Below are 18,037 nucleotides of genomic sequence, written 5' to 3'. Positions count from 1 at the left end.
TGGAGTCGCCCGATGATGAACAGCGCATGGCTTGAAGCTGCTTTGATCTCCCTGACTTCGGTCGGGGCGGCGATCATTGCCCTTCTGATCGTCTGGCTGGTGATCGGGCGCAAAAACGTTCAGGGGTTGGAGCCTGCGCATCCCGACGGGTTGGAGGAAACGGTTTTCCTCTTCGACAATGAGGAACTGGTTGACGCGACGCCCTCGGCGCGGCGTCTGCTCGAGGCCACGCCAATCAGCGTCAGCGATTGGGCGCGGCTCTCGTCCTTTGTCGCGCCGCGTTTTTCGGAGTTTCGCGCCCGCATGGCCACCCTGGCCGAGCATGGGCAGATCGAGATGACCGAAAACGCGGAAACACCTGGTCCCGAGAGGATGCGGATGATCGCCGAGGATGTCGGAGGTTTCGCGCGGATAACCCTGATCGATCCGGGCACGGAAGGGCGCGGTGTTCGGGTCGATTCCCTGTCGCAGCGCGCGCTCGAAGACGAGTTGGAGATGATGCGCTCGACGCTTGATCGCTCGCCCATTCTGGTTTGGCGCAGCGATACGGCAGGCACCGTGACCTGGGCCAATCGCGCCTATCTGCTGCGTACGGACGCGTTCGAGGAGGGCGGAGAGGGGTTCACATGGCCTCTGCCGTCATTGTTCGATTTGCCGGCGGAGGGGGAGGCCGATGGAGGCCCCGTCCGCGCGAAACTTACGAAAGACGATGAGGGTGCGCGTTGGTACGACTGCGAATCCTTCGCCGTGCCCGGTGGAGCGATCCATTTCGCGCTTCCCGCGGATGCGACCGTGCGTGCCGAAGGGGCGTTGCGCGATTTCGTGCAAACCCTCACCAAAATTTTCGCCGATCTCACCACAGGCCTCGCGATTTTCGACCGAAACCGGCAGCTTCAGCTTTTCAATCCCGCGCTCATCGACCTGCTGCAACTAGGCCCGGATTTTCTCACTGGACGACCGACGCTCTACGCCTTTCTCGACCGGCTGCGTGAGACCCGGATGATGCCCGAGCCAAAGGATTACCGTAGCTGGCGCATCCAGATGACAGAGCTTGAGCAGGCTGCCGCCTCGGGCTTTCATTCCGAGACCTGGAATCTGCCCAACGGCCAGACCTATCGAGTCACCGGCCGCCCGCATGCCGATGGCGCGGTGGCGTTTCTCTTCGAGGATATCTCGGCCGAGATATCACTGACGCGGCGTTTCCGCGGCGAGATCGAGATGGGGCAGGATGTGCTCGACGCGTTGCCCGATGCGGTGGTCGTCTTCCATCCGTCGGGGGAACTTGCGCTTTCCAATGCTGCCTATGCGCGGCTGTGGGGGCTGGAGCCGGAAACAACGCTCGGGCGGATCACCTTGTCTGACGCGATCAGCCAGTGGGAGGCGCAGGCGGATCCTTCCGCGCTCTGGTCGCGCCTGCACGCTGTGGCGCGCGAATTCGGCCGACCCGAGGCGCTGTCCGAGACCGTCAGCCTGCGCAATGGGGCGCGTATCATCTGTTCGCTGCAAAGCCTGCCCAGCGGGGCCGTGTTGGTGCGTTTTGTCCCGACCGCGCCCGGTGATGTCGCCAAGCCCGCGCGCAAAACGATGGCGCTTCTCGATCAGGGTTAACCGCTTGCAGCGGACGTGGGGCAGGGTAAAACTCGACCCATGCCCGAGATGCCTTGCCTCGACCTTCCCGATCCGGACGCCACGACCCGCCTCGGGGCGATTTTCGCGCGTTTCGCGCATCCCGGCGATGTTCTGCTTCTCGAAGGGCCGATCGGCGCGGGCAAAACCCATTTCGCGCGATCATTGATCCAATCGCGGTTGGGCCGCGCGGAGGATGTGCCCTCGCCGACTTTTACCCTTGTGCAGACCTACGAGGCCGATTGCGAGATCTGGCATGCCGATCTCTATCGGCTCAGCCATCCCGACGAGGTCTACGAGTTGGGCCTCGACACCGCTTTCGAGACCGCAATCTGCCTTATCGAATGGCCCGACCGGTTGGGCTCGGCCACGCCTGAGGGCGCGCTGCGCCTGCGGTTCGAGCAGACCGAAGATGGCGCCGCGCGCCGGGTCTGTTTCAGTGCGCAAACGCCCTTGGTTGATGCCGTTCTGGAGGCGTGGAATGGCTGAAACAGGCTCTATCATAGCCTTTCTCGCCCGCGCTGGATGGGCAGATGCGACGCGCGCGCCGCTCGCAGGTGACGCCTCGGCGCGCAGCTACGAGCGCCTCTCCCGCGCGGGGCAGACCGCCATTCTGATGAAGGCCCCGCCCGGCCCCGAAATCGAGCGGTTCCTGCGGATCGGCGCCTGGCTCTCGCAAGCCGGGTTCTCCACGCCGCAACCGCTGGCGCGCTCGGATGAAGAGGGGCTGTTGCTGCTGGAGGATTTCGGCGACGCGTTGATGGCGCGGCGCCTGGCCGAGCATCCCGAGGAAGAACCCGCGCTTTATCGCGAGATCACCGAGATGCTTCTCGCGCTGCATCGGCACACGCCGCTCGAGGATCTCGCACGGCTTGACGGGGCAGGGCTTGCCTCTCTTCTCGATCTCGTGCCCGCGCATTATCCCTGCACCGACCCTGCCGCTGCCGCGCAACTGAAAACCGCCATCGCAAAGACGTTCGACACGCTCTCACAAGAGCCGCTCGTGATGTGCCTGCGCGATTTCCATGCCGAGAATATCATCCTGCTCGACCGGCCCGGTCTCGCACGGCTCGGGCTGCTCGACTTTCAGGACGCGGTGCAGGCGCATCCCGCCTATGATCTCGTCTCCGCCCTTCAGGATGCGCGCCGAGACGTGTCGCCTGCGGTCGAACGCACACAGATCGCCCATTACGCCGCCGCCGCCGGCCTCGATCATGACCGTTTCGCGGCGATCTACGCCCTTCTCGGCACTCAGCGTGCGCTGCGGATCCTCGGCATCTTCGCCAAGCTTTGCCGCGTCGATGGCAAGCCCCATTACCTCGCCTACATGCCGCGCGTCTGGGCCTATATCGAGCGCAACCTCGCCCATCCCACACTGGCCGAAATCGCCGCTTTCCTGCGCGTAGCCTATCCCCCCGTCACGCCCGAGCTGATCAAGGAGTTGCAAGCCGATGCCCCCAGCCCCTGACGCCATCATGGTCTTCGCGGCGGGTTTGGGTACGCGGATGCGCCCGCTGACCAATGATCGCCCGAAACCGCTTGTCGAGGTGGCGGGCAAGCCGCTGATCGATCACGCGCTCGATCTGGCTCAGGAGGGCGGGGCGCGGCGGATCGTGGCGAATGTCCATTATTTCGCCGATCAGATGATCGCTCATCTTGCCGGGCGCGAGGTGCTGGTCTCGGACGAAAGCGAAGAGGTTCTGGAAACCGGCGGCGGTTTGCGCAAGGCGCTGCCGCTTCTGGGCGAGGGGCCGGTTCTTACACTCAATACCGATGCGATCTGGACCGGGCCGAATGCGATCGCGCGATTGCGTGCCGCGTGGGAGCCTGACCGGATGGGGGCGCTCTTGATGTTGGTGCCACCCGAACAGGCACTGGGCCATATGGGCGCAGGGGATTTCACCTGTGACGATCAGGGGCGGCTGAGGCGCGGTCCGGGCTATGTCTATACCGGCGCTCAAATCATCGATCCTGCTGGAATAGAGACGATTTCGGAGGAAAAATTCTCCCTCAACCTACTCTGGAACCAGATGATCTCCGAGGGGCGTCTCTACGGGATCGTGCACGAGGGGGGCTGGTGCGATGTCGGCCGCCCAGAGTCGATCCCGCTGGCCGAGGGGATGCTCGATGGCGGTTGATCCCGGCGCGCATCTCTTCGCCCTGCCACCGGGCGTCGATTTCCCCCGCGAGGTGGTCGCGGGGCTGATCGAACGGTTCGCGGACCGCCCGCCCGAGGCGATGGCGCGGGCGCGGCTCTATCTCAACTCGGGCCGGATGCGCCGCCGCGTGAGGGAATGCTTTCTCGAGAACGGCGCGCGCTACCTGCCGCAGCTCCTGCTGATCAGCGATCTGGGTGCCGATCCGCTCGCGGGGCTGCCGATGCCGGTCCCAAGCCTGCGCCGCAAGCTCGAACTGACCCGCCTTGTCGAGGAACTCACCCGACGCCTACCCGAATTCGAGGCCGGTTCGAGCCATTTCGCGCTGGCCGAGAGCCTTGCAAGCCTGATGGCCGAGATGCAGAGCGAGGGCGTGCATCCCGAAAGGCTCGACCGGCTGGAGATCGCGGAGACCCATGCCCGCCATTGGCAGCAAAGCCTTGCCTTCATCCGCATCATCGCGCGCTATTTCGAAAGCGATGGCGAGCTTGACGCCGAGGCGCGTCAAAGGATGGTGGTCGAGGCGCTCGCACAGACCTGGCGCGACGCCCCGCCCGCAGATCCGGTGATCGTGGCCGGTTCGACCGGCTCGCGCGGGGCGACGTCGTTGTTCATGCGGCTTGTCGCGCACCTGCCCGAAGGGATGGTCGTCCTGCCGGGTTTCGACCGGGATATGACTGAAAAGGCTTGGAATAGTCTCGATTCCAGCCTCTTTCCCATCGAGGATCACCCGCAATATCGATTTCTCGCGCTGCTCCGCAGTCTCGATCTGGCGCCTGAGACGGTTCAGGACTGGCGCGCGATTCCGGCTCCCGATCCTGCTCGAAACCGACTGGTCTCACTGGCCCTGCGTCCCGCGCCTGTGACCGATCAGTGGCGCGAAGAGGGTGGTTCTCTCGGTGATCTCGAAACGGCCTGCGCGGGGCTTTCACTGATCACCGCCCGCGACCCGCGCGAAGAGGCGCTGGCGATCGCGCTGGCCCTGCGCGAGGCGGCCGAGCGGCAGGTGCAGGCGGCACTCATTACCCCCGATCGGCTCCTTGCGCGGCGGGTGGCGGCGGCGCTCGACCGCTGGGGGATTGTGCCCGACGACAGTGCGGGCCAGCCGCTTCAGCAGACTGCGCCGGGACGGTTGTTGCGCCATGTCGCGCAGATCAGCGGGCAGAGGCTGCCGATCGCCGAGTTGATGATCCTGCTCAAGCATCCGCTCACCGCGACCGGGGCGGGAGGCGAGGCGCGTGGCCGTCACCTGCGCAACACCCGCGAACTGGAGCTTTTCCTTCGCCGCAACGGGCCGGCCTTCCCGGACGCGGATGCGCTTGCCGTTTGGGCCGCGAAATCCCCGGAGGATCGCGAAACCTGGGCGGAATGGCTTGCCGGTATCCTGTCGCAGATCGTGGCGCCGCTGCCCGATCAACTGCCGCCCCGCGTCGAGGCGCATCTGGCGCTGTGCGAAGCGATTGCCGCGGGCCCGGGAGGCGATCCCGCTGCAAGCGAGCTCTGGCGCGAGGCCGGGGGGCGCGAGGCGCTGCGCCTGATGAGTGATCTGCGCGAACAGGCCGGTCATGCCGGTGAGGTCAGCGCTTCGGATTATGCCGATCTGGTCAATCGCCACCTGCAAGGCGGGATGGTGCGCCAGACCCTGACCTCCCATCCGCTCATTGCGATCTGGGGCACGTTGGAGGCGCGGGCGCAGGGTGCGAAGCTGGTGATCTGCGGCGGTCTGAACGAAGGCAGCTGGCCCGAAGCCCCCGCGCCCGACCCGTGGCTGAGTCGCCAGATGCGGCTGGAAGCGGGTCTGTTGTTGCCCGAAAGGCAGATCGGTCTTTCCTCCCATGACTTCCAGCAAGCCGTTGCCGCGCCGCAGGTGATCCTCAGTCGTGCCGGACGCGACGCCGAGGCGCAGACGATCCCTTCGCGTTGGCTCAACCGTCTTCTGAACCTGATCAAGGGGCTGCCAGAGCAAAATGGCGTGGCCGCCCTCAAGGCGATGGAGGCGCGCGGGCAGCGATGGATCGATCTCGCGCAGGAGCTGGAGCGGCCGAAGATCTCGCTCACCCCCGCGCCGCGCCCCTCGCCGAAACCCCCGGTCGAGGATCGCCCGCGCGAGCTTCCCGTGACCGCGATCCAGACCCTGATCCGCGACCCATACGCGATCTATGCGCGCCGCATCCTGCGTTTGCGTCCACTCGATCCGCTGCGCCCCGAGCCCGATCCGCTCTTGCGCGGGCAGGTGTTGCACGAGATCGTCGAGACCTTCGTGAAAACCCATGTCGAGGGAGAGACGCTCGACTGCGCCCGCGCGCGGCTTCTCACGATCACGCAAGAGGTTCTCGAAACGAAAATTCCCTGGCCGAGCACGCAACGCATCTGGTTTGCGCGCATCCATGGCATCGCCGAGAAATTCTGCCGCGACGAGGAAGAACGGCGCGCGAAGGGCACTCCGGCCGTGATCGAAAAAAAAGGCTCTATTCCACTGCAAAAGGTGAATTTCACGCTCTCCGCAAAACCCGATCGTATCGACATTCTGGAAGACGGCAGCGCCGAGATTTTCGACTACAAGACCGGCAAACCGCCGGGAGATGCGGAGGTTCTGGCCTTCAACAAGCAGATGCTGCTTGAGGCCGCGATGGTGAGCCGTGGCGCGTTTGAGCAGATCGGGCCGCGAGACGTTTCGGCGATGACCTATATCCGGCTCGGTGGGGATGGCGAAACGCGGACGATGGGCCAGACGATCAAGGTCAAGGACCGTGAAGAGACCCCTGAAGACAACTGGGTCAAGCTGGAAGAACTGATCGCGCGCTACCTGCGCCCCTCGCAAGGGTTCACCGCACGACGGGCGATGCAGAAAGCGCGCGATATCTCGGATTACGACCAGCTCTCTCGTTTTGGCGAATGGGACATCACCGATACCCCGCCAAAGGAGGGCTCGGCATGACCCGATCGGCAAGCGAGCGGCAGCAGCAGGCCTCGGTTCCCAGCCATTCGGTCTGGCTTGCGGCGAATGCGGGTTCGGGAAAGACCAAGGTCTTGACCGACCGTGTGGCGCGGATGCTGCTTTCGGGGACCGAGCCGCACCGGATCCTCTGCCTCACCTATACGAAGGCCGCGGCGGCCGAGATGCAGAACCGTCTGCTTGGTCTTCTGGGCAAATGGGCGATGATGGAGGAGGTCGAGCTGCGGTCGGCGCTGCGCGATCTCGGGGCCGAGGGACCGCTGGGGGCAGATGAGCTTGCCACCGCGCGGCGCTTGTTCGCCCAGGCGATCGAGACGCCGGGCGGACTGAAGATCCAGACGATCCACGCCTTCTGCGCGGCCTTGCTGCGCCGGTTCCCGCTTGAGGCGAAGGTGCCGCATGGTTTTTCCGAGATGGATGATCGCGCCGGGCAACTGATGCGCGAGGAGGTGCTGGAGGAGATGGCGAGCGGGGCCGACCGCGACCGTCTCGACGCGCTCTTGTCGATCTATTCGGGCGAGGATCTGGCCGTTCTCGTGGGGCAAATCAGCCATAACAGGCTCGGTTTTCCCAAGGATATCGACCTCGAAACGCTTCAGAACGCCTACGGGCTTTCGGCCGGCTTCGACAGCGCGCACCTGCTGGCCGAGACTTTCCGGTCCGGCGATCTTGCGCTGATGCGCGAAGTCACGCCTTACTGCCTCGCGAGCGGTGTGACCGATCAGAAACTCGGTCGGGCGCTGGCGACGATCACGGATCTCGATCTTGGCGCGATGCAGGCGCTTGAAGAGGTGCTCTGCGTCAAGAGCCCCAAGGACGGGCCGCCCTATCAGCCCAAGGGTGAGAAGGTCGTGACGAAAGGTCTTGCCAAGACGCTCGGCGCTGGCGCGTTCGAGGGGCTGGCCGATCTGTCGGAGCGTATCTCCGAGGCCCGTCCGAAGCGTCTCGCCCTCGTCGCGGCGGAGCACAGCCTCATCCTGCACCGCTTCGCCCAAGCTTTCCTGCCCCGGATCGACGCCTATAAGGCCGCGCGCGGTTGGCTCGATTTCGACGACCTCATCGACCGCGCGGCGGCGCTTCTCGAAGATCCGTCGGTCGCGCAATGGGTGCTGTTCCGGCTCGATGGCGGGATCGACCACATTCTCGTGGATGAGGCGCAGGATACGAGCCCCCGCCAATGGCGTGTGATCGAGCGGATCGCCGAGGAATTCACCGCCGGCGAGGGCGCGCGCGACAAGCAGCGCACCCTTTTTGTCGTCGGCGACCGCAAGCAGTCGATCTACTCCTTTCAGGGCGCCGATCTGGCTCAGTTCGAGACTATGCGGGCCCATTTTACCGAAAAGTTCCGTGGCATCGGACAGGCGCTCGTGACGTTGGAGCTCGAACATTCCTTCCGTTCGGCGGCCTCGGTTCTGCGTGTCGTCGACGAGAGCTTCGCGCGCGGCGCCGAGGCGGGTCTGGGCGGCGCGCCCTCGCATATCGCCTTCCGCGAAATGCTCCCCGGCCGCGTCGATCTCTGGCCGGTGATCGCGCAGGAGGAAGCCATCGAGGAGGGCGACTGGTCCGATCCGGTCGACCTGCCGAGCAGCGCCTCGGATGTTTCGGTGCTCTCGCGCGCGATTGCCGCCGAAATTCGCGAGATGATCGCCTCCGGCGTCCAGATCCCCGATCACGAGGCGAAGGGCGGGGCGCGCCCGGTCCATGAGGGGGATTTCCTCATCCTCGTGCGCCGCCGTTCCGAGCTTTTCGCCGAGGTGATCCGCGCCTGCAAGGCCATCGGTCTTTCCGTGGCGGGGGCGGATCGGCTCAAGCTCGGCGCGGAACTCGCCGTGCGCGATATCCGCTCTATTCTCGCCTTTCTGGCGACGTCCGAGGACGATTTGTCACTGGCCGAGGCTCTGCGGTCGCCGCTTCTGAACTGGTCCGAGGCAGACCTTTACGCGCTCGCCAAACCGCGCAAGGGGTTCCTCTGGGAGGCGCTGCGCCACGATACCAGCCGTCCCGACACGCTCGAAATTCTGCAAGATCTGCGCGACCACGCCGATTTCCTGCGGCCATTCGAGCTGATCGAGCGCCTTTTGACTCGGCATGGCGGGCGCGAAAGGCTGCTGGCGCGGCTCGGGCCGGAGGCCGAAGACGGGATCGACGAGCTGATTTCCCAGGCGCTGGCCTTCGAGCGCAACGAGGTGCCAAGCCTGACCGGCTTCCTCGGCTGGCTCGACGCGGATGACGTCGAGGTGAAGCGTCAGCTCGAAGGGGCAGGGCGCGCGATCCGCGTGATGACCGTGCACGGCTCGAAAGGGCTCGAGGCCCCGATCGTGATCCTGCCCGACACCGCGAAGAAAAGAGAGCCTAATCCGCCGAAACTCCTGCGCCTGCCAGCGGGTCCAGCGGCCTGGCGCCAGGCCGCGTCTCAGGCCCCCGCCGCGCAGGAGGCGGCGGCGGAGGCCGAGAAACGCGCCCGCGAGGAAGAGGCTCTGCGTCTTCTCTATGTCGCGATGACGCGGGCCGAGAAATGGCTGATCGTGGCCGGGGCTGGCGATGTCGGTCAGGGCGACGAAAGCTGGTATGCGCGGATGCAATCTGGGCTCGATCATGCCGGAACGGAGACTGTTTCGGCGCTTTCCGAAGAGTTGCGCACCCGTGGCGAGATCCTGCGCCATTGCAACGGAGACTGGCCCGAGCCTGCTGCGACCCCGGCAACCGCTGACCAATCGCAGTCGCTGTCGCTTCCAGCCTGGGCGCTGCATCCCGCACCGGAGATCGCTCCTGCTCCGAAACTGCTTTCGCCGTCAGATCTCGGCGGGGAGAAAGCGCTTTTCGGCGAGGGCGGCGCAGGCGACGAGGAGGCCGCGAAACGGCATGGGCGCAACCTGCACCGTCTGCTCGAACATCTCCCGCTTCGCCCGCGCGCGCAGTGGCCCGAGACCGCACGCATTCTGCTTTCGCAGGGCGAGGATGCGCTGCTCCCTGATGAAATAGAGCCTGTTCTGACCGAGGCGCAAACGGTTCTCGACGCGCCCGGAATGGCGGATTGGCTGGGGTCGGACACGCTGGCCGAGGTGGAGATCACAGCCGAAATCGCCGAGCTCGGCGCGCGCATTCACGGGTTCATCGACCGGATGCGGATCGGGCCGGACGGGATCGAGCTGCTCGATTACAAGTCGAACCGCATCGTCCCCGAACGCCCCGTGGATGTCCCTGACGGGATCGTGAAGCAGATGGCCGCCTACCGCGCCGCGCTGCGCCAGATCCATCCCGGTCAACCGATCCGCTGTTCGATCCTCTGGACGCGAAGCGGCGCGATCATGCCGCTCACTGATGCACAGCTTGATGCGGCATTGCGAACACCCCCCGTATCTTGACGTGATGCGGGCCGGGACATACCTTCGCTGCAACCGAATTCTCAGGAGGCTGACATGGCTACCGTTGCTGTTACCGACGCCACTTTCGACGAGGAAGTGCGCAAATCCGATATCCCCGTCGTGGTGGATTTCTGGGCCGAATGGTGTGGCCCCTGCCGCATGATCGGCCCGTCGCTGGAGGAAATCTCGGAAGAGATGGCCGGCAAGGTGAAGGTCGTGAAGGTGAACGTGGACGAAAACCCGGACAGCCCGGCCGTTCTCGGCGTTCGCGGCATCCCGGCGCTGTTCCTGTTCAAGGATGGCGAGGTTGTCTCGAACAAGATTGGCGCCGCACCGAAAGCCGCGCTGCAAAGCTGGATCACCGAATCGATCTGATCGGATCGGACGGATTTGTGGAAGAGGGCGCCCGGGGTGGCGCCCTTTTTCATTGAGTGATTGCTTTCGCCCGGAACAGCCGCGACACGGCCCGGGCGAGCTCTGCCCGCCATTCTACATCCATGACAAAAGCGTTTTAGCGGCTCAGATCGGCCACCCGCAGGCACGCAGCTGCTCGCGCAACCGCTCTTCGAACTCCGGTCGCCCCGCGTTCAGCGCATTGAGTTGCAAGAACCAGTAGAGGTAGCGCGCCACGGGAGGCGTCTGGCGCAGTTTTTCGAAGGCAGCCTCGATCCCGTCGCGCGGAACCGATCCGGCGATGTGATGAAAATCCGACAGCCCGAACAGCACCGCCGGTTTGCGCAGGAAGAACCCCTCGAGCGCCAGTGCGCTATTCTGCGTGACCACGAATTTGCAGCGCGGCAGCAGGTCGAGCGAGCCGCCGCTCTGGAAGCGGAAGCGCGGGAACCGGGCGCTTAGCGCTTCGAGTGCAGCGATCTCAGCCGGTTTATAGCTCTCGCGTGGATGCAGAGTCGCCACGACCGGCCCCTCATGGCGGGCGATCACCTCCTCGATCATCTGCACTGGGCTCACCGCCTGGAAAGAGCGGTGATCGAGCAACCGCCCTTGAAGCGGAATGAAGGCCAGATTGTCCTCGTCGCTCGGAATTATGCCGGGATAGAGCCTGTTTTTTGTCGCCGAGAAGAACTTTTGTGCGGCCTCGCCGTCAATGTCATTCGCGACGAACGTCGCCTTCGCCACAGGCCAGTCCCAACGTTCGGCGACGCGCTCCACATGCCAGAACGCCCCGAGATAGGTGCGCCGGCAGGTCAGGGCGCGCTCATGTGTGGGCGGCTCCATCCGAAACAGTGCATAGCCAGGTTTGTCGAGTGCTTCGCGCCGCGCCTCGGGGCCGGTTTCATGCAGGGAAACCGTCCAGTCGGCTTCCTCCACCGCCCCGATCAATCGCTTGAAAAAGTTCTGCGATCCCTCCCGAACCTGGGCGAGAATCCAATCGTCGAGATAGATCGAGAGATGCCGTTCGGTCATGGCGCGAGGCTAGCCTCGGGCCGGGGAACGGGCAAGCGGGGTTGCAGCGCCGCGTTCGGGGTTACATATCTTTTGCGCAAACGGAGGAACGACATGGCCGAAGAGAAATTCCCGGGCTGGCACGGCACCACGATCGTCGGCATCCGCAAAGGCGGCAAGGTGGTCGTCGCGGGCGACGGACAGGTCAGCCTTGGCCAGACCGTCATCAAGGGCACCGCGCGCAAGGTGCGCCGCCTCAGCCCCGGCGGGCACGACATCGTCGCGGGCTTTGCCGGTTCGACTGCGGACGCCTTCACCCTGCTCGAACGGCTGGAGAAGAAGCTCGAGGCCGCGCCCGGACAGCTTGCCCGCGGCTGCGTGGAGCTGGCGAAGGATTGGCGCATGGACAAATACCTGCGCAATCTCGAGGCGATGCTGATCGTCACCGATGGCAAGGACCTGTTCGTTCTGACCGGCGCAGGCGATGTGCTCGAGCCCGAGCACGATATCGCCGCGATCGGTTCCGGCGGCAATTATGCGCTCGCCGCTGCGCGCGGGCTGATGGAGACCGATCTCGATGCCGAACAGGTCGCGCGCCGTGCGATGGCGATCGCGGCCGATATCTGCGTCTATACCAACGGCAATCTGACGGTGGAGACGATCGGCGGCTAAGCCGGTCCACGCCCTTCAAGACATTCCCGGCATGCCTCGCCTGCCGCACCCCACGGAGCAATCCATGACCGATCTGACCCCCCGCGAAATCGTCTCGGAACTCGACCGTTTCATCATCGGCCAGAAGGACGCCAAGCGCGCCGTGGCCGTGGCCCTGCGCAATCGCTGGCGCCGCCAGCAGCTGCCCGATGACTTGCGCGACGAGGTCTATCCCAAGAACATCCTGATGATCGGCCCGACCGGCGTCGGCAAGACCGAGATCTCGCGCCGCTTGGCGAAACTCGCCCGCGCACCGTTCCTGAAGGTCGAGGCCACCAAGTTCACCGAAGTGGGCTATGTCGGCCGCGATGTGGAGCAGATCATCCGCGACCTGATGGATGTCGCGATGGTCGAGACCCGCGAATACATGCGCGAAGAGGTCAAGGCGAAGGCGCATAAGGCCGCCGAGGATCGCGTGATTTCGGCGCTCGCGGGCTCGGACGCGCGCGCGGGCACGCGTGACATGTTCCGCAAGAAGCTCCGCGATGGCGAGCTTGACGACAAGATCATCGAGCTCGACGTGGCCGACGTATCCGGGGGCATGCCGATCGGGATGATGGGCGGCCAGCCGGGGATGGAGAGCCAGATGCAGGGCCTTCAGGACCTGTTCAAGGCCTTCGGCGGCAACCGCACCACCCGTCGCAAGATGACCGTTTCGGAAAGCTACGAGGTCTTGATCTCGGAAGAGGCCGACAAGCTTCTGGACGACGAGACGGTCAAGACCGCCGCGCTGGAGGCCGTGCAGCATTCCGGCATCGTCTTCATCGACGAGATCGACAAGGTCACCGCGCGGGCCGAGACCCGTGGCGCCGATGTCAGTCGTGAGGGCGTGCAGCGCGACCTGCTGCCGCTCATTGAGGGCACGACCGTCTCGACCAAATACGGTGCGGTGAAGACCGACCATATCCTGTTCATCGCCTCGGGGGCGTTCCACATCGCGAAACCCTCGGACCTGCTGCCCGAATTGCAGGGCCGCCTGCCGATCCGGGTCGAATTGCAGGCGCTGACCGAGGAAGACTTCACCCGCATCCTGTCGGAAACCGACAATGCGCTCACCCGCCAGTACCAGGCACTGATGAAGACCGAAGAGGTCGAGGTCACCTTCACCGAGGACGGGATCGCCGCGCTCGCCCGCATCGCCGCAGAGGTCAACCGCTCGGTCGAGAATATTGGCGCGCGCAGGCTCTACACCGTCATGGAGCGCGTCTTCGAGGAGCTGTCCTTCACCGCGCCGGACCGGGGCGGCCAAAGCGTCACCGTCGATGCGGCTTTCGTGGAAAACGAGCTGGGCGATCTCACTCGCGACACAGATCTGAGCCGTTACGTCCTCTGAGCTCTGGAACCACGCTGCGGCTCTGCTATCCTCGGCCCCGAAAACTCGGGGCCGGGTATGGGTCGATTACTGGTTGTCCTCTTTTTGATCACGCTCTCCGCCTGCGCTCCCCGCGGGCGCTTGGCCTATCTCGACCACCCCGACCCGCAGGCGCGCGCGATTTTCGTGGGGTCCACCCGTGCTCCCGATCCCGTCACCGGTCAGCCCTTCGGCTTCGAACGCAGCCCCGAGCTGCGTTTGGCGCGGTTCGACGTGGCCACCCCGCCTGATCGCCAGACTGCGCAGATCGACTATCCCACGACCGGTGGCACACCCACCGATCCCAAGACGCAATTCATGATCTCGCAGGCACAGATCGACCTGCCGCGCGCGCAATTCCAATCCGAGCTGCGCACAGCCCTTCGCCAGAACAAGGGCGAGGCGGTGGTGTTCGTGCATGGTTTCAACAATTCCTTCGCCGAAGGGCTCTACCGCATGGCGCAGATGGGCGAGGATTTCGATCTGCCCGGCGTGATGGTGCATTACGCCTGGCCCTCGCGGGCGAATGTTCTGGGCTATGCCTATGATCGGGATTCGGTGCTGTTTGCGCGCGACGGGCTTGCGGAGCTGCTCGGGGATCTGCGCACAGCCGGGGCGCGCCGTATTATGCTCGTGGCGCATTCGCTGGGTACGGAACTGACGATGGAAGTGCTGCGTCAGGAGGCGATTGCGCATGAACAGGGTCTGTTTTCAAGTCTCGGCGGGGTGATCCTGATCTCGCCAGATATCGCGGTGGATGTTTTCCAGACCCAGGCCGACGCGATCGGCACGCTGCCTCAGCCCTTCGTGATCTTCACCTCGCAAAAGGACCGCGCCTTGCAGCTTTCCGCGCGGCTGACCGGGCAAAGCGACCGGCTCGGCAATCTCGAGGATCTCAACCGGATCGCGCGCTACAAGGTCACGATGGTCAATGTCTCGGCCTTCAATACCGGGGACGGGCATTTCAATGTGGTGACCTCGCCGGAACTGATCCGGCTGCTCGACAGCACGGGCCAGATCGCCAAGGTGCTCGAGGGGGATCAGCGCGGGCGCACCGGGCTCGGGCAGGCGGTGATTCTGACCGTGGAGAATGCGACGCAGATCGTGTTGGCTCCGATCTCGGGCGGTTAACGCATCCGGCGCAGATAGACGTAATAGGCGCCCGATCCGCCGTGCTTCAGATGCGCCTCGCTCACCTGCATGACGGCCGGGGCCAGCGGCATCAGCCGCAGCCAATGCGGCACCTGATGGCGCAGCACCCCCACGCGGCGCGGAATCGGCCCGTCATCGTCGCCGCGCTTGCCCTTGCCGGTGATCACCAGCACCAGTCGCTTGCCATGGCTTTGGGCGTTCAGGATGAAGCGGATCAGCTCGGGATGGGCCTCTGCCAGCGTCATCCCATGCAGGTCGAGCGTGGCCTCGGGTTTCATCTTGCCGCGCGTCATCGATTTGTGCGCCTTGCGGTCCATCACCACCGGTTGACGGGCAAGATTTTCGCCCGGTCCGGAGGCGAGGTCATGGCGCGGCGCACAGGGTTTCGCATGCTGGCCCAGTTGGAAGCCGCGCAGCTCGGGCCGGTTGGGTTTGGGCTTGGCATTCGGGGCCAAAACAGGCTCTGTTTCGGCAGAATCCGGCTTTTCCGGGCGATAGCGTTGCGTCGATGCGGCGACGCGATCCCAGAGTTCGCGCTCCTCGGGAGAGAGCTTGCGGCGCTTGCTCATGCGCGCCTCCGCAGGGCGATCATCCGGCCCTTCGTGTTGATCGCTCCCGCGATACGGCCCGCCTGCGGTCCCGAGCCCGTGAAGATATCCCCGCGCCCCGCGCCCTTGATCGCCGAGCCGATATCCTGCGCCACCATCAGCCGCTGGCCAAAGCCCGGGCAATCGATCCAGACCGGGCTGCCCAGCGCCACCACATCCGGGTCAACCGCAAGCGAGCGCCCCGCGCTTACCGGTCGCCCCGTCGCGCCAAGGGGACCGCTTTCCTCGGGCAGGTCGAGTACGCGGAAGAACACGAACGAGGGGTTGTGATTGAGCAGCGCCTGCACTTCGCCGGGGCTCTCATGCCCCCACTGACGGATGCGATCGGGAGTCATCTCCTCGACAGGCGCCACCCCGCGCGCCACCAGTTCCTTTCCGATGGAGCGATAGGGGTGGCCGTTCTTGCCGTCATAGCCAAGCCGCAGGCTGCCGCCATCCTCGAACCGGATCCGCACCGAGCCCTGCACCTGCGCCAGAAACGCCTCGATCGGGTTGTCGAGCCAGACGAGTTCGAGCCCTGCCAGCAAATCGCCCTCGACGATCTCGACACGGGTGAACCACGGCTTTTCAGACCCTATTCCAGCGGGTTTCGCATAAAGCGGATAGGCAAAGCGCGCGGATTTCTCGCGCGCGCCCTGCAGTTCCGGTTCGTAATATCCGGTGAAATGGGCCGTTCCCTCGGCGGCAATCTCGACCGGTTCGAACAGCGCCTCGAAAGCGGCTTTCGCATCATCCGTCGCGACCGGAGCGAGCCCGCTCAGATCGGCCGTGACGCAAAACGCCGCCCAGGCGGCGGCGTGATCGTCCCGGTCCCAGCCGGGAATATCGCTGAAGGCCAGCGCCACCGGGCTCAGCCGCCCGTCGCGACGAGCTGCCAGTTCGGATCGTTGGCGCCCATCGTGCGCGCGAAGGTCCACACGTCACGCTGCTTGCGCGGCGTCTTGGGATCGCCCTCGACCACCTCGCCTGCGGCATTGCGCGCGACCGAGATGATCTCGGCCCCGAAGCGCACCGTCACCTCGGCCTCGTTGGTGGCATGATCGAAATCGGCATCGCTGAGGACCAGTTCGCGCAGGCCGAGGAACTCCGCCTGAACGTCGAGCCCCTGTTCCTTGCGCGCCTCCACAGCCGTCTCGAAGGCCTCGTAGACGTCGGGCGACAGGAACGGCTTCACCTTTTCAAGATCGCCGGTCTCGAAGGCCATCAGGATCATCTCATAAGCGCCGCGCGCACCCTGCAGGAACTGCGAGACGGAGAATTTCGGCTCCACGCGCTTCATCGCGGCCAGCGCGACCGCCGCGGTCGAGCCTTCGGGCACATGGTCGATGATATCGTGGTCGGGCCCGCCCTCGATCACGTCGAAATCGCGCTTCGGCGCGGGTTCGGGCGTTGTTTCGGGGATGATCGGCTTCTCATAGCCCTCACGCGTGCCGAGCACGCTTTTCAGCTTGAGAATCAGGAAGATCGCGATTGCCGCGAGAACTATAAGCTGGATAACGGCACCGGACATCGAGACCCCGAATTTCTTGCTGTGTTTGTCGTTTGGTCGTTGGGTACTTATGTAGGGCCTCGACAGGTTCAAGTCCACTGGCGCGCCCATGCGTCGCGGACGAACGAAAGAGGATGCAATGTGGATCTTTCTGGCCTTCGTGGCCGTCCCGCTGATCGAGATCGGGCTGTTCATCAAGGTGGGCGGTCTGATCGGGCTCTGGCCGACGCTGGGGATCGTGCTTCTGACGGCGATCATCGGCACCTCGCTGGTGCGCCGCGAAGGCGCGCGCGCGATGAACGACCTGCGCGACTCGCTCAATGAACTGCGCGATCCTTCCCGCCCGCTGGCGCATGGGGCGATGATCCTCGTCGCCGGGGTGCTGCTGCTCACGCCGGGGTTCTTTACCGATGCGGTGGGGATCTTGCTGCTGATCCCGGGCATCCGCGACTGGGTGATGAAACAGGCCGCAGGCCGCGTGAAGGTGACGCGCTTCGAGATGGGCGGAGCCTATCGCACCACCGCCTATGACAATCGCCAGCCCAGCGATCCCGAGATCCTCGATGCCGAAGAGGCCGAGGAGATGATCCATCGCCGGCCGCCGTCCGATGGCCCCTCCGGCTGGACCCGTCATTGAGAATTGAGGCGCGGGCGGCAGGGTGCTAAACCCCTCCCAGACAATTCTGGAGAGGTCCATGACGGAAGAAGCAAACGGCGCGGCCACGGCCGAGCAGTCCCAACTGCGGATGAACATTCTCGCGCAATTCGTGCGTGACATGTCCTTCGAGAACAACGTCGCCCTGAAGGGGCTCCAAACCGCCGACGTCCAGCCCGAGATGCAGGTGCAGGTGAGCCTCGACGCGAAGAAACGCGCGCAGGATCACCAGTACGAAGTGATCACCAAGTTCAAGGTCGTCTCGACCAACAAGGCCGACAATTCGACCCTCTACCTGCTCGAACTTGATTACGGCGGGATCTTCCATGTCGAGGGCGTGCCGGAGGATCAGCTCCATCCCTTCCTGCTGATCGAATGCCCGCGTCAGCTCTTTCCCTTCGTGCGCCGCATCGTCTCGGATGTGACCCGCGATGGCGGCTTCCCGCCCTTCAACCTCGAGATCGTCGATTTCGTCGCGCTCTACCGCAACGAACTGGCGCGTCGCCAGCAGTCCGAAGCGGCCGGTCAGACGCTTTCGTGAGCGCCTGACACAAACGTGAGGGC

16 protein-coding genes are annotated in these 18,037 nt (G+C 64.8%); 12 read left to right on the top strand and 4 right to left on the bottom strand.

Annotated elements, in window-relative coordinates; genetic code table 11:
- The first annotated feature begins 12 nt into the window (after positions 1–12).
- Genes BMG00_RS08670 through trxA form a run of 7 tightly spaced genes read left to right on the top strand, consistent with a single transcriptional unit; the run spans position 13 to position 10,478 of the window.
- A complete protein-coding gene (locus BMG00_RS08670; RefSeq protein WP_093469944.1) occupies positions 13–1,608 on the top strand; it encodes a PAS-domain containing protein in 1,596 nt (531 codons plus the stop codon).
- A 39-nt stretch (positions 1,609–1,647) separates the two neighbouring features.
- Positions 1,648–2,115, top strand: a complete 468-nt coding sequence (gene tsaE, locus BMG00_RS08665) for a tRNA (adenosine(37)-N6)-threonylcarbamoyltransferase complex ATPase subunit type 1 TsaE (protein ID WP_078526458.1) — start codon at positions 1,648–1,650, stop codon at positions 2,113–2,115.
- Positions 2,108–3,094 carry an aminoglycoside phosphotransferase family protein gene (locus tag BMG00_RS08660; RefSeq protein WP_078574002.1) on the top strand — a complete coding sequence of 329 codons (987 nt, stop codon included), beginning with the start codon at positions 2,108–2,110 and terminating at the stop codon, positions 3,092–3,094. The genes tsaE and BMG00_RS08660 overlap by 8 nt, the downstream gene beginning before the upstream one ends.
- Positions 3,078–3,764 (top strand): nucleotidyltransferase family protein, encoded by a 687-nt coding sequence (locus BMG00_RS08655; RefSeq protein WP_078574001.1) that lies wholly within the window; start codon positions 3,078–3,080, stop codon positions 3,762–3,764. The genes BMG00_RS08660 and BMG00_RS08655 overlap by 17 nt, the downstream gene beginning before the upstream one ends.
- The gene (gene addB, locus BMG00_RS08650) at positions 3,754–6,720 is read left to right on the top strand and encodes a double-strand break repair protein AddB (RefSeq protein WP_078573999.1); all 2,967 of its coding nucleotides are present in this window, start codon (positions 3,754–3,756) and stop codon (positions 6,718–6,720) included. The genes BMG00_RS08655 and addB overlap by 11 nt, the downstream gene beginning before the upstream one ends.
- Complete coding sequence (gene addA, locus BMG00_RS08645; protein WP_078573998.1) at positions 6,717–10,103, top strand: double-strand break repair helicase AddA; 3,387 nt, start codon at positions 6,717–6,719, stop codon at positions 10,101–10,103. Before addB ends, addA begins: the two co-directional genes overlap by 4 nt.
- Positions 10,104–10,157: 54 nt before the next feature.
- The gene (trxA, locus tag BMG00_RS08640; protein WP_038075443.1) at positions 10,158–10,478 is read left to right on the top strand and encodes a thioredoxin; all 321 of its coding nucleotides are present in this window, start codon (positions 10,158–10,160) and stop codon (positions 10,476–10,478) included.
- A gap of 144 nt (positions 10,479–10,622) precedes the next feature.
- On the opposite strand, the gene BMG00_RS08635 is transcribed toward trxA, so the two are convergent.
- A complete protein-coding gene (locus BMG00_RS08635; RefSeq protein ID WP_078573996.1) occupies positions 10,623–11,528 on the bottom strand; it encodes a hypothetical protein in 906 nt (301 codons plus the stop codon).
- A gap of 93 nt (positions 11,529–11,621) precedes the next feature.
- On the opposite strand from BMG00_RS08635, the gene hslV reads away from it, so the two are divergent.
- The 3 genes from hslV (at position 11,622) to BMG00_RS08620 (ending at position 14,700) form a co-directional block, all read left to right on the top strand.
- On the top strand, positions 11,622–12,179 hold the full coding sequence (gene hslV / locus BMG00_RS08630) for an ATP-dependent protease subunit HslV (RefSeq protein ID WP_078526444.1): 558 nt from the start codon (positions 11,622–11,624) through the stop codon (positions 12,177–12,179).
- Positions 12,180–12,243: 64 nt separating this feature from the next.
- Positions 12,244–13,551: an ATP-dependent protease ATPase subunit HslU gene (gene hslU, locus BMG00_RS08625; protein ID WP_078573995.1), complete on the top strand. Its 1,308-nt coding sequence runs from the start codon at positions 12,244–12,246 to the stop codon at positions 13,549–13,551.
- A 120-nt stretch (positions 13,552–13,671) separates the two neighbouring features.
- Positions 13,672–14,700 carry an alpha/beta hydrolase gene (locus BMG00_RS08620; RefSeq protein WP_158521702.1) on the top strand — a complete coding sequence of 343 codons (1,029 nt, stop codon included), beginning with the start codon at positions 13,672–13,674 and terminating at the stop codon, positions 14,698–14,700.
- Here the strand turns inward: BMG00_RS08620 and BMG00_RS08615 are convergent.
- From BMG00_RS08615 to BMG00_RS08605, 3 genes are read right to left on the bottom strand one after another with little or no spacing between them, the layout of a single operon-like run.
- A complete protein-coding gene (locus BMG00_RS08615; RefSeq protein WP_078573992.1) occupies positions 14,697–15,290 on the bottom strand; it encodes a Smr/MutS family protein in 594 nt (197 codons plus the stop codon). The genes BMG00_RS08620 and BMG00_RS08615 overlap by 4 nt on opposite strands.
- On the bottom strand, positions 15,287–16,246 hold the full coding sequence (mltA, locus tag BMG00_RS08610) for a murein transglycosylase A (RefSeq protein WP_245794971.1): 960 nt from the start codon (positions 16,244–16,246) through the stop codon (positions 15,287–15,289). Before mltA ends, BMG00_RS08615 begins: the two co-directional genes overlap by 4 nt.
- Complete coding sequence (locus tag BMG00_RS08605; RefSeq protein ID WP_078526436.1) at positions 16,180–16,839, bottom strand: Tim44/TimA family putative adaptor protein; 660 nt, start codon at positions 16,837–16,839, stop codon at positions 16,180–16,182. Before BMG00_RS08605 ends, mltA begins: the two co-directional genes overlap by 67 nt.
- Before the next feature lie 118 nt (positions 16,840–16,957).
- Here BMG00_RS08605 and BMG00_RS08600 point away from each other — a divergent pair, with 118 nt between their 5' ends.
- Together BMG00_RS08600 and secB are read left to right on the top strand one after the other, a co-directional pair.
- Positions 16,958–17,455, top strand: a complete 498-nt coding sequence (locus BMG00_RS08600) for an FxsA family protein (RefSeq protein ID WP_078526433.1) — start codon at positions 16,958–16,960, stop codon at positions 17,453–17,455.
- Positions 17,456–17,513: 58 nt separating this feature from the next.
- On the top strand, positions 17,514–18,014 hold the full coding sequence (gene secB, locus BMG00_RS08595; protein ID WP_078526431.1) for a protein-export chaperone SecB: 501 nt from the start codon (positions 17,514–17,516) through the stop codon (positions 18,012–18,014).
- The last annotated feature ends 23 nt before the right edge of the window (positions 18,015–18,037 follow it).

The organism is Thioclava marina (assembly GCF_002020135.1).
Lineage (GTDB): Bacteria > Pseudomonadota > Alphaproteobacteria > Rhodobacterales > Rhodobacteraceae > Thioclava > Thioclava marina.
Note: the sequence above shows the minus strand (reverse complement) of the source record. Positions and strands in the feature narration are given on the sequence as shown.

What these genes read in the sequence shown, in the direction of transcription:
- secB (WP_078526431.1), top strand. Translation starts at nt 17,514, where the DNA reads ATGACGGAAGAAGCAAACGGCGCGGCCACGGCCGAGCAGTCCCAACTG.
- hslV (WP_078526444.1), top strand. Translation starts at nt 11,622, where the DNA reads ATGGCCGAAGAGAAATTCCCGGGCTGGCACGGCACCACGATCGTCGGC.
- BMG00_RS08605 (WP_078526436.1), bottom strand. Translation starts at nt 16,839, where the DNA reads ATGTCCGGTGCCGTTATCCAGCTTATAGTTCTCGCGGCAATCGCGATC.
- addA (WP_078573998.1), top strand. Translation starts at nt 6,717, where the DNA reads ATGACCCGATCGGCAAGCGAGCGGCAGCAGCAGGCCTCGGTTCCCAGC.
- hslU (WP_078573995.1), top strand. Translation starts at nt 12,244, where the DNA reads ATGACCGATCTGACCCCCCGCGAAATCGTCTCGGAACTCGACCGTTTC.
- tsaE (WP_078526458.1), top strand. Translation starts at nt 1,648, where the DNA reads ATGCCCGAGATGCCTTGCCTCGACCTTCCCGATCCGGACGCCACGACC.
- BMG00_RS08660 (WP_078574002.1), top strand. Translation starts at nt 2,108, where the DNA reads ATGGCTGAAACAGGCTCTATCATAGCCTTTCTCGCCCGCGCTGGATGG.
- addB (WP_078573999.1), top strand. Translation starts at nt 3,754, where the DNA reads ATGGCGGTTGATCCCGGCGCGCATCTCTTCGCCCTGCCACCGGGCGTC.
- BMG00_RS08655 (WP_078574001.1), top strand. Translation starts at nt 3,078, where the DNA reads ATGCCCCCAGCCCCTGACGCCATCATGGTCTTCGCGGCGGGTTTGGGT.
- BMG00_RS08600 (WP_078526433.1), top strand. Translation starts at nt 16,958, where the DNA reads ATGTGGATCTTTCTGGCCTTCGTGGCCGTCCCGCTGATCGAGATCGGG.
- BMG00_RS08635 (WP_078573996.1), bottom strand. Translation starts at nt 11,528, where the DNA reads ATGACCGAACGGCATCTCTCGATCTATCTCGACGATTGGATTCTCGCC.
- trxA (WP_038075443.1), top strand. Translation starts at nt 10,158, where the DNA reads ATGGCTACCGTTGCTGTTACCGACGCCACTTTCGACGAGGAAGTGCGC.
- BMG00_RS08615 (WP_078573992.1), bottom strand. Translation starts at nt 15,290, where the DNA reads ATGAGCAAGCGCCGCAAGCTCTCTCCCGAGGAGCGCGAACTCTGGGAT.
- BMG00_RS08670 (WP_093469944.1), top strand. Translation starts at nt 13, where the DNA reads ATGATGAACAGCGCATGGCTTGAAGCTGCTTTGATCTCCCTGACTTCG.